Consider the following 11,670-nt stretch of genomic DNA (forward strand, 5'->3'; position numbering starts at 1 on the left):
ATAGATGGTTTGCCTTTATTTTATAGTAGATTTATAGAGTGTGCTTAAAAATAAATAAATTAGTATTATACAATATATCGTTATTATAGTAAAAGAGAATTTTTGGAAAAATATCATTTTTTTGTTTAGAAATTTTTAAATTATTGATATAATCAATTTGTAGAATTGATTATTGGTTAATTTTACTATTTTTTAATTTTAAGGGGGATTTAATAATGGCAGGACAAATTCGTATGTCACCAGAGGAGCTTAAATCGAAAGCGACTCGATATGGACAAGGTGCAAATCAAATTGAGGACATTTTACGTCAACTACAAAACTTACAAAATGAATTAAGAGGAGAATGGGAAGGTCGTGCTTTCGAAGGTTTTGACCAACAGTTCAATCAATTAAAGCCAAAAGTACAAAACTTCGCACAGCTATTACAAGAAATTAATATGCAGCTTAATAAAACTGCAGAAGCTGTTGCTAGACATGACGAAGATCTTTCTCGTAATTTCGGTCTACAATAAGACAGATAAAAAGAAATATATAATTTAGCCATGCAACCATACGTTGTATGGCTAAATTACTTTAAAACTAGAGTAAGATACGAAGTCTTTCATTAGATAGACTCGCAGTCGCAGGAGTGATAAGTAGTGAAAAAGTTCAAATGGAGCATCTTGTTGTTTATTATTTTAGCTCTTGTACTATCAACAGGGGTCTCCTATTTAGCATTAAATCAAAATGTTAAGAAAGCTAATGAGAATACTACACCAAAAATGACAGTTGCGTTGGTAAATGAAGATCAGGGCACTGTATTTGAGGGCAATAAAATAGCGTTTGGAGATCAATTTGTTAAAAATGTAAATAAAAATACGAAACAAGAATGGTACGTAGTTAGCCGCGGGGTAGCGGAAAATGGATTGAAAAATAATAATTACAATATGATGATTGTTATTCCAAATGATTTTTCTAGGAAGGCAGTTGCGATTGATTCAGAGATTCCAGAGAAATTAACGTTAAACTACAAAGTAAATGCAACTGGGAATAAGGATTTGAAAGCTGAGGCAGAAAATACAGCTTCTGTTATTTTAGAAGATTTCAATAAGCAAATAATCGACGTTTATTTTGCGAGTATTATCGGTAAGCTACAAGGTGCACAAGATAATATAGGTAAAATAATTGAAAAAGGAAACGTTCAAACAACTATGTATAAAAAAGATATACATAGTCCGTTAGCAAATTACACAAATCAATTTAAAACAGTACAAGATTATACAGGTGTTTCTGTTAATAGTTTCAAAGGATTTCAGGATGTTTTAAAAGGTTTCGGTCAAGCGTTAGATGAAGGGAATAAATCTAACAGTACGTACTTAGATGGTTTTAATAACTTTCAAAAAATGCAAACTGATAACAATTTGTTAGCGAATAATTTCACAAATCAATTCAATCAATATATGAATGATATGAATACAGGCGATGCTTTAAAGCAATTAAGTGCATTGGAATCCGCTAATAAAATTATTTCAAATCAATTTACGTTTTCAGAGAAAGAACCGAATATTTTAACTGATGCTGCAGCGATTCAAAAATATTTAGCAGATGTAAAAAAACAAGTATCTGAATATGATACAGAACTTGCAGGAAAGTTAGAAAGTGATATTCAAGAGACGGTAATTAAGAAGTTAAAGCAATCTATGTCGAATGATGGAAAGCAAGAAATCTTCATAAATACATTAATGAAACAACCAGATGCTCGAATAAAGAAACAAATCGAGAATTTAATTGCGAAATTACCTAGTTTAAACATGGAAGAAATCGGTCAAAGTGATTTGCCAGATACAACGAAATTACAACTGCAAAATGTAATTCAATTTACAAAAAAATATAATAAAGAAAATAATTTTTATTATGATCCTGTAAATAAAATATCTTTAGGAAACGCTATTAAAGAAGTAAAGGATAGACTTTATACAGAGGGAATTACATTTAGTGATACTGCGAAAGTAATTAAAATGGAATCTCCGCAAATTTTGAAGATAAAGATTCCAGAAGAATTTAAACTAGATGGAAGTACAGGATTCTTACATATTGATGGTGAGGATCGTACAAGTGATTTTCTTCAAAGCGAAGCAGGAGAAATTACAATAGCTCCTCGTAATGAAGGGGATATAAAGATTGATCTGCATGTGAAGTTAAAAGATTCAAACATCAATATAGATGTTTTCTCTCCTGTAATGTGGCAGTGGGAATTGAGTGGGACTCATAAAAAAGAAACTAGTCCTGAAAAAGAAAAACCTAACAAAGAAGATAAAGGAACACAAACGGAAAATAGCAAGGTGGAAAATGTGGTTCATAAATCACAGTATGGCATAATGCCGTTAGTACACAGTGCTAAAAACCCTATTATTAAAAAAATGGAAAACACAACAGGGAAAGATAACGGAACTGGAGGAAACCCAGGAGGCGGAACGGGAACAGACAACGGAACCGGAGGAAACCCAGGAGGCGGAACGGGAACAGACAACGGAACCGGAGGAAATCCAGGAGGCGGAACGGGAACAGACAACGGGACCGGAGGAAATCCAGGAGGCGAAACGGGAACAGATAACGGTAAAGTTACTGAAAGTACAACGAATTAAGTTGTACATCAAAAAGCAGAAGTATTAACAAAAAATATATCTAGTGTATTAATTAAAGAAGCAGTAGATACAGTCGAAAGTTATCAAGGTTTAATGAGCCTTTACGAAATGTATTATGGGATTGATTTAAGAACGAAAGATGTAGGTCCTAAGTTAGAAGAGGGAAGTTTAGATGCAATTGCGACGGATCAATCTTTGTACTACGTATTAAATAAACAAAGTTTAATTGATTTAATTTCAAATCTTGTTTCATCAAGTATTACTACAGAAATAAAGCAAGATATGTCAGGTTTAAAACAAAAAATAAACTCTTATCAACAATCTATTACTAGTGCGGATCAAAATTCTATGCTACTAGCGGAGAAATTAAATGGAACGACGCAACAAGCAACTAGTATGAATGAAAATTTAGGAGAGTATGTAAAAGGTTTAGCGAAATGGCGTGAGAATAGCTTAAAGCTAGTTGAAGAGCAGCAAGTATTAACAACAAATCATGCTGGTGAGCAAACAGCTATTTTATCGTTAGATTCTGGTATTAAATCATTAATGATGCAAAGTCAGTCATTGGTCGAAAGTTCGAAGCATAGTTTAGCAACTTCAGACGATGTATATAAAACATTTGATCAAATTAATGGACAAGCAAAAGAAATTCAAGACAGCGGAACGACAATTGTTTCAAAAGCTGATTTATTATTAAATGACTTTACGAAGAAAATGGAAGATGATAAATCATTCTCCAAAAACTTTACGAAAATTTTAGCGAATAGCCGTATTGGAGATCGTCAAAATGAGATGCTATATGACTTTTTAGCTAGTCCAGTTCAAAAGCAAAATGATGGAGTAATTGTAGCAGGAAATGCTTTTACACCATACTTAATTGTATTAACTTGTTTCATTGTTGCATTATTTACAGCATACGCAATTGCGAATCAAGAAAAGAAACGAATGCAATCAGATCATTTTGAAGAGAAATTCTCATTAATTGATATGAATGTACCAACTACAGTAGTAGCTTTCGGTATATCAATTGTGGAAGGGATTAGTATAGGTATCATTTCTGGGCGTCTTTTAAAGTTCGGTCAGGATCAAAGTTTACTATGGATTGCGTTCATCACATTTATTATGATGGCGTTTGTATTAGTCTCAACCTACTTATTACGACAAATAAAAATGGTAGGAATGTTTATACTATTAGTATTTTTAAGCATGTACCTATTTTTAACTGAGGCAGTTGGAAGTAAAGTAGATCAAATGTCGTCTGTCGGAAAGATACGTCAATTCTCACCGCTTCAGTATATAGAAAGTTTTCTAAATGATTTTATTAGTGGTAAAGATACTGGGAAAGTTATTTTTGTCGTATTGTTTGTAATTGCCATTATTGGATTGGTTAGTAATCTATTTGTATGGCATAAGAAATGGGAGGAAAAAGAAGTAAATGATCAAACAATGGAGCATAGTGGCTAAGTTATCATTTCTCTCTATCCTTTTACTGTTTGTCGCGCTACCGATAAGGAGCGCGGCTGACAGTTATCTTGGTGATGATGGGAAGATTAAGTTTAAAGTGGATCGACTTGAAGAAAGCGACCAAGAAAAAAATAAAAAGGAACATAAGGAAACAGAATTAGATAAAGCATCGATTGAGTTATTTAACAAAGATATAGAAGAAGAAATTGAGAAAAAGAAAAAGAAAGAACAAAAAGATATGGAAGCTTTGCGAGATTCTCTTTTTACAAAACCAAAAGAGAATAATAGTGTTAAAGATACGAAAAATAGTTTGTTTAGCAGTGAATACATTGTCAGAAAAAGTGCAGATGAAGTAGCGAGTAATGAAACAATGAATGAAGAGCCAATTAGTATAACAATAATATTATTATTTGGCGGCGGCATTCTACTTATTTGCATCGGTATTTATACGGTTCTTCGTAAAAGTTGGAGGTAAAGCGATGGCAATACAAACACATATCAATGTGACAGTAGATTTTAGTAAATGGAATGGAAATACATATGATTTGCGTATTCCGAATCATCAATCTATTAAATATTTATTAAAAAACTTATTAGATACGCTAAAGATTGATAATCATGAAGGTTCACATTTTGTAATTAAAGTGAAAAATAAGTCAATTGTTTTAACAGATAATGATCGTTTAATTGATCACCAAATAACAGATGGAGATATTTTGCAAGTTTTATAAAGAATATTTTTTACTTTTAGTTATTTGAAAATAAGTTATTACGGGTTATAAAGAAAAGGAGAAGAGGATAAACATGACGGAAAAAATAATTCAAATTGATGCAATGAACTATCAATTTCAAATAGAAAAAGAAAATTGGAAATTGGAGATGACCAAATCTCAAACACGTATAAAAGACTTCCGTCAATTCGATATAATTACGGGCGAATCGTCTGAATTTGTACCATTAACAATAGAAGAAACGGATGATATGTTTACGTTTCTATATCAAGTAGATAAAAAATTATATAAGTGGGACGATCTTAGCCGTTTTGGAAGAAATGAGAAATTAAGACTACTTCGGAATGTTGCGCAGTTTCGTAAATATTTAAATAAACGAATCACGTTCTTTTTACATCCAGACAATATAGTTTTTAATGCTAATTTAATACCAAGTATTATACATAGAGGAATTCGAGATATTGTTCCGCCAACCCCGTTATTAGAAGAGCAATTTTTAACACAATATAAGTGTCTAATTATTGCTTTATTCTCCCAAAAACATAACTTTGATGATTTGTATGCTGGGTTACTAAAAGATGCAAAAGAAACAACATTTGAACAGACCGTTGCTCAAATGGAAAGCTTAGATGCATTACTGCAGTTTCTTGATGACAGCTTTGAGAAGGAACAAACAAAAACAGAAAAAAATATGCAGTTAGTACCTAAAAAAAGCTATAAATCATTTAAATACTTAGCTTTTTCCTTCATAGCGGCGACAGTTATTTTAGCTGCTCCTTTAATATATTTCACTTTTATAAAATTTCCTTATCAAAATAAATTGTTAGAAGCAAATGCAAGTTTCATAGCAACTGATTATGACAAAGTCATTACGCAATTGAATGAAGAGGAGTTTGAATCATTACCGATTGCATCTAAATATGAGTTAGCATTCGCATACATTACAGCTGAAAAACTAGGTGAAGCTCAAAAGAAATCGATTATGAAAAATATTAGTTTGAAAAGTGATGAAAAGTATTTGCTGTATTGGATGTATAACGGAAAAGGTAATTTTGATAAATCATTAGATTTAGCTAAGACACTTGATGATCCTCAGCTTATTATGTACGGCCTTGTTAAACAAATTGAATCACTGAAAAATAATCCAGATTTATCAGGGGAAGAACGTGATCAAAAGTTAAAAACATATGAGCAACAATTAGATGAATATAAAAAGAAATATGGCAATTCATCAAACGATAAAAATTTGTCGGACACAGAGAAAAAAGAGTAAGCACTTGATGAGACAGTTGAAAAGGAGCAGTGAACACGGATGGAGCAACTATTAGTATTGACTTATGGAGACAAAATATATAAGTGCACATTACATCCAAATGAGCAATCAATAGTGTCGATTGGAAAAGAGTGGACAAATGATATTACGAATCCAAGTTTAGAACAAGAGGTAGAGTTAAAGTGGAATAATGAAGCAAATGCTTGGATGGTACAGGATCAATTAATAGAATTCAATAAGGAAATTGAGATTGGGAAAACAAGAGATGTGAGCTTGAAAATCTTTATATCTATTGTTGGCACAACTAAAGTGTTTGATATTGGAACGAAACATTCTCTTACAGTGAGTCAAAACGATTACGATGATATTTCTATTACCGGGACTAGTGTCGATTTAATGCTATCTCGCGAAACGTTGTACGATTCTTTTAAAGTGAACGTGTATGGCGGGGATGTATTTCATAATTATACGAAGTTAAAAGATAGCGTTATGTTGGAATCAGGAGACGTATTATATTTTGATGGTATTTTATTGGAGATTGGTAGTGAAGACATTCAAGTACTTTCTTCAGAAAATAAAGTGAAATCTGCGTTACCTATTTTAGTAGAATCAGAAACAAATTATCAAAGTGGTTATCCAGACTATCATCGTTCACCACGTATTATTTACCGTGAACCAGAAGAGAAAATGACAATTGCAAAGCCTTCAAGTATGCCATCAAAACCAACGGAGCATTTAGCAAGAATCATTGCACCTTCACTTGTCATGATTGTCGTAACTGTATTACTTGCTATTTTCATGAAATATGGAATGTTTATTATCGCATCGATTGCGATGACATTAGTAACAATCATTGTTTCTGTCACATCGTATATTAAAAATTTGAAGCAATATAAAGTCGACATTGTTGAACGAGATAAAAGCTATAGAGAGTATATAAAACAAAAAACGAAAGATTTACATGCAGAAAGTGAAAAACAGCGTCACGCATTACATTATCACAATCCAAATGTAGAAGTAATACGTAATATGGCAGTTCAAGTAAATCCTAGAATTTATGAAAAAACAATGTTACATCATGATTTCTTAACATTTAGCGTTGGAACAGGACAAGCTAATACGAGTTTTGAAATTCAATTTAATGAAGAAGAGTTTAGTCAAACGAAAGATGAATTAATCGATATAGCACGTGAACTAAGACAGCGTTATCTATCATTGGAAGATGTACCAGTTGTAACAGATTTAATGAATGGACCAGTCGGTTATATTGGCCAACGCTCTTTAGTGTTAGAGCAATTACAATTATTAGTTGCACAAACGGCTTTATTCCATAGTTATTATGACTTGCAGTTTATTACTATTTTTCCGGAAGAAGAAAAAGAAAAATGGGATTGGATGCGCTGGTTACCTCATGGAAGTGTTCGCGATATAAATGTACGTGGATTTGTATACCATGATCGTAGCCGTGATCAAGTGTTAAATAGTTTGTATCAAATATTGAAAGAACGAAAATTAAAACTAGATGAAAAAAGTTCTACTAATGAAAAAATGTACTTTGCACCGCACTATGTCGTTCTCATTACAGATGAAAAACTAATATTAGACCATGTTGTTATGGAATTCTTTAATGATGATCCGAGTCAATTAGGTGTATCACTTGTATTTGTACAAGATGTTATGCAAAGTTTACCGGAGCATGTGAAAACGGTAATAGATATAAGAGATGCAAAACAAGGGAACATCATCTTAGAGCAAGGAGAGCTTGTTAACCGTCAATTTAAACTAAATCACGTACCGAAAGGGTTTAATTTAGAAGATATTTCACGGGCATTAGCACCATTAAATCATTTGCAAAACTTAAAAAATAGTATTCCAGAAAGCGTAACATTTTTAGAAATGTACGGCGTTGAAAAAGTAAAAGAACTGAATATCACAAGTCGCTGGGAGAAAAATGCAGCGCATAAATCTTTAGCCGTACCACTTGGATTACGTGGTAAAGAAGATATCGTAAACTTAAACTTACACGAAAAAGCACACGGACCACACGGATTAATAGCAGGTACAACAGGTTCAGGTAAATCGGAAATTATACAATCGTATATTTTATCTCTAGCAGTCAATTTTCACCCGTACGAAGTAGCCTTTTTACTAATTGACTATAAAGGCGGCGGAATGGCGAATTTATTTAAAAACTTACCGCATTTATTAGGAACAATTACGAACTTAGATGGAGCACAAAGTATGAGAGCGCTCGCATCAATTAAAGCTGAATTACAGAAAAGACAACGATTATTTGGTGAAAATGATGTAAACCATATTAATCAGTATCAAAAACTGTATAAAGAAGGCTTAGTAAGTGAGCCGATGCCGCATCTATTTTTAATTAGTGATGAATTCGCAGAACTGAAGTCAGAACAACCAGAATTTATGAAAGAGTTAGTTTCAACAGCGCGTATCGGTCGTTCGCTCGGAATCCATTTAATATTAGCTACGCAAAAACCGAGTGGTGTTGTAGATGATCAAATTTGGAGTAACTCGAAATTCAAACTAGCATTAAAAGTTCAAAATACGTCAGATAGTAATGAAATCTTAAAAACACCGGATGCTGCTGAAATTACATTACCAGGACGTGCTTACTTACAAGTTGGGAATAATGAAATTTATGAACTATTCCAATCAGCTTGGAGCGGAGCAGACTATGTAGAAAACAAAGAGGATAAAGAACATTTAGACGCAACGATATATGCAATAAATGATCTAGGACAATATGAAATATTAAGTGAAGATTTAAGTGGACTTGGTAGCAGTAAAGAAGTAATAAGCGTACCATCTGAGCTGGATGCTGTTATTGACTACATTCACGATTACGCAGAAGTAAATGAAATTGAAGCGTTAGCTAGACCGTGGTTACCACCACTTCCAGAAAGCGTATATTTACAAGACTTACATGCTATTCAGTTCAAAGAAGCATGGACGAAAGAAAAGAAACCATTACAAGCAACAATTGGTCTACTAGATCAGCCTGAATTACAATCACAAACACCATTAACACTAGATATTAGTAAAGACGGACACGTAGCGGTCTTCTCAAGCCCTGGCTACGGAAAATCAACATTCTTACAATCAGTCATTATGGATGTAGCTCGTCAGCATAGTCCGGAGCATTTGCATGTGTATTTAGTGGACCTTGGAACAAATGGTCTTCTACCTTTGAAAGGATTACCTCATGTAGCGGATACGATTACGATTGATGAATCTGAAAAATGTTTAAAGTTTGTTGAAAGATTAACTCAAGAAATGAAAAATCGTAAACGATTATTAAGTGAATATGACGTTGCAAATATTGAAATGTATGAAAAGGCAAGTGGGAAAGAAATACCACATATTATTATTGCGATCGACAATTATGATGCAGTAAAAGAAGCGAAGTTCTATGAAAGCTTTGAAATGCTAATTATGCAAATTGTCCGAGATGGAGCAAGTTTAGGAATTCATACCTTAATTAGTGCAGGGCGACAAAATGCACTTAGAATTCAATTGTACAATAATATTAAAATTCAAACTTGCCTATATATGATTGATCAAAGTGAAGTAGCTAGTATTGTAGGGCGATCTGATATAAAAGTGGAAGAAACAGCAGGAAGAGCGTTAATAAAACTAGAATCTCCTACATTATTCCAGGTTGCATTACCTACGAAAGCAGAAGATGAATTACAGCAAATTCAATTATTACAACAAGAAGCAAATGATATGGACCGAGAATGGGATGGAGAACGTCCGAAGGCAATTCCAATGATGCCAGAAATTATTGATATTGCTACTTATCGTAAAAATAAAGACGTTACAAAAGCTCTACAAGCAGCAAGAATTCCAATGGGGCTTGATTTTGCAAACGTAGAAGTTGTAGCTCATGATATTGCAGTGAATGATCATTTAATGATTTATAGTGTAGATGATAGTATGAGAAAACAAATTGTATCTAGCATCCTATCGCAATTGAATAAAGATTATTTTGAAAGTGTGACGTTAGTGGATACAGCAGAGTATAGTTTCGTTCAATATAAAGATAATGTGACGCACTACATTGTAGACGAAAATGAAATCAATATGCATGCGAAGTATTGGATGGAAGTAATTCGCGAACGAGCTCTTGAATTAGCGCAAGCAAGACAAGAAGGTAGAGAAATTCCTGCATTCACAAAACAACTCATTATCATGACAAATGTTGAAGAGTTTAGTAAATTTGTTTATTTAGAAATGGAAGATGCAGCAACTTTAATTGATCTATCTCGTACAGTGGGCATTTACTTTGTATTAGCAGGTCACCACGACTACATGGACCGAAATCGTGAAGCTCTACCTATGAAAATGAGAAGTAAGCTAACAGCAGCAATTATCGCAATGCCATTAAATGATCAAAGTATCTTCAAAATAAAATATATAAGCAACGAAGCGCCATTAGGTAAAGATGAAGTGTATTACTATCAAAAAGGGAACATAATGAAACTAAAAATGCCTAGAGTAACTAACGAGGTGACAGTATGAAATTAAAGAAGAAAGCTAAGGTGATGATAGTCGTGTCAATAGTGGCAAGTTTATTAAGTGGATGTGGTTTTGGAGAGACAAAGATAGAGTATGAGAGATTAGTAAAGGCGTTGGATGAAGGGGATATGAAGACAGTTATGTCTGCGAGTGATGATGGGTATGCGTATGTGAAAGAAGAGGTTAGGGATAGTACGTTTTGGGCGGAAAATGATAAACGCATTAACGTCGTATATCAAACGACAGGAGCGGTATACAATATCAAAGAAAAAAGGTTCTATGGGACAACTTTACAAGAAATTGCTAGTTCATTAAATAATGAGCAAAAAAAAGAAGAAACTATATATAGAACTAGTATTAAATATGAAGATAATCAATTGAAAAGTCCAGATCAAAGTTTGGATGTTTCGAATGTTCATTTTATATTTGATAGATTGAAGGGAATAGATAGTTTAAAACCCAAAAAAGATAAAAAAAGATTTAGTGAACCATCCAAGGTAACATATTACTTAACTGAATCGGAATTTCAAGAAATAATTAATGATAAGTTAAAGGTGGACTATGATAAATTTGATGAAGCAATATTATTATTGGAATTTAATTCGGCAAAAGATACAAAAGAAAATCCTATGGAATTCACTACGATAAGCATAACGATGGGGTATGAAAAAAAGAATAAAGAAGGTCAATTAATAAGACATGATCAAAAAATAGCGATCTATTTAAATACTAAAGAAGATAATAATGAAAATTCTAAAAACAAATATGAGGAGTATGAAAGACAATATATGAATAATAGGTAATGTATAAAATAGGAGGGAATAAGTGTGGGGAATAGTACAAATGATCTCCAAAGATTTAAAATAAACAGTGATGTAGGAAAATTAAGATTAGCAGCAGCTGATATTTATGCTTTTAATGAAAAAGAAGATGATTATAGTAATCTGGTCTTACCCCTGTCAAGTAGACAGTAATAGATTAGGTGCCTTTTCATTAAGCAGCCTTAGTTCCAAATTCAATAGGACTAAGGTTGTTT

7 protein-coding genes and 1 pseudogene are annotated in these 11,670 nt (G+C 32.8%); all 8 read left to right on the forward strand.

All coding sequences use genetic code 11. The annotated features are described in order from the left end of the window. The first annotated feature begins 215 nt into the window (after positions 1 to 215). The 8 genes and pseudogenes from MR169_RS16320 to MR169_RS16355 all read left to right on the forward strand — a co-directional run bounded on the left by MR169_RS16320 (position 216) and on the right by MR169_RS16355 (position 11,608). Entirely contained in the window at positions 216 to 512 is a 297-nt protein-coding gene (locus MR169_RS16320; RefSeq protein ID WP_000918601.1) for a WXG100 family type VII secretion target, read from the forward strand. A 153-nt stretch (positions 513 to 665) separates the two neighbouring features. Then, positions 666 to 4,088 (forward strand): annotated as a pseudogene (gene esaA / locus MR169_RS16325) (type VII secretion protein EsaA). Further along, positions 4,060 to 4,563, forward strand: coding sequence for a type VII secretion protein EssA (gene essA, locus MR169_RS16330; RefSeq protein WP_000595655.1), 504 nt, complete (start codon positions 4,060 to 4,062; stop codon positions 4,561 to 4,563). The pseudogene esaA and the gene essA overlap by 29 nt, the downstream one beginning before the upstream one ends. A gap of 4 nt (positions 4,564 to 4,567) precedes the next feature. Beyond that, complete coding sequence (locus MR169_RS16335; RefSeq protein WP_001007571.1) at positions 4,568 to 4,819, forward strand: EsaB/YukD family protein; 252 nt, start codon at positions 4,568 to 4,570, stop codon at positions 4,817 to 4,819. 73 nt (positions 4,820 to 4,892) lie between these two features. Continuing rightward, complete coding sequence (gene essB / locus MR169_RS16340; RefSeq protein WP_000136611.1) at positions 4,893 to 6,092, forward strand: type VII secretion protein EssB; 1,200 nt, start codon at positions 4,893 to 4,895, stop codon at positions 6,090 to 6,092. A 39-nt stretch (positions 6,093 to 6,131) separates the two neighbouring features. Next, a complete protein-coding gene (gene essC / locus MR169_RS16345; protein ID WP_242319666.1) occupies positions 6,132 to 10,637 on the forward strand; it encodes a type VII secretion protein EssC in 4,506 nt (1,501 codons plus the stop codon). Next, positions 10,634 to 11,437: a DUF3952 domain-containing protein gene (locus MR169_RS16350; RefSeq protein WP_061673126.1), complete on the forward strand. Its 804-nt coding sequence runs from the start codon at positions 10,634 to 10,636 to the stop codon at positions 11,435 to 11,437. The genes essC and MR169_RS16350 overlap by 4 nt, the downstream gene beginning before the upstream one ends. A gap of 24 nt (positions 11,438 to 11,461) precedes the next feature. Further along, positions 11,462 to 11,608, forward strand: coding sequence for a hypothetical protein (locus MR169_RS16355; protein WP_242319667.1), 147 nt, complete (start codon positions 11,462 to 11,464; stop codon positions 11,606 to 11,608). Positions 11,609 to 11,670: the final 62 nt, after the last annotated feature.

This window comes from Bacillus cereus group sp. BfR-BA-01349 (assembly GCF_022663795.1).
GTDB classification, from domain to species: domain Bacteria; phylum Bacillota; class Bacilli; order Bacillales; family Bacillaceae_G; genus Bacillus_A; species Bacillus_A cereus.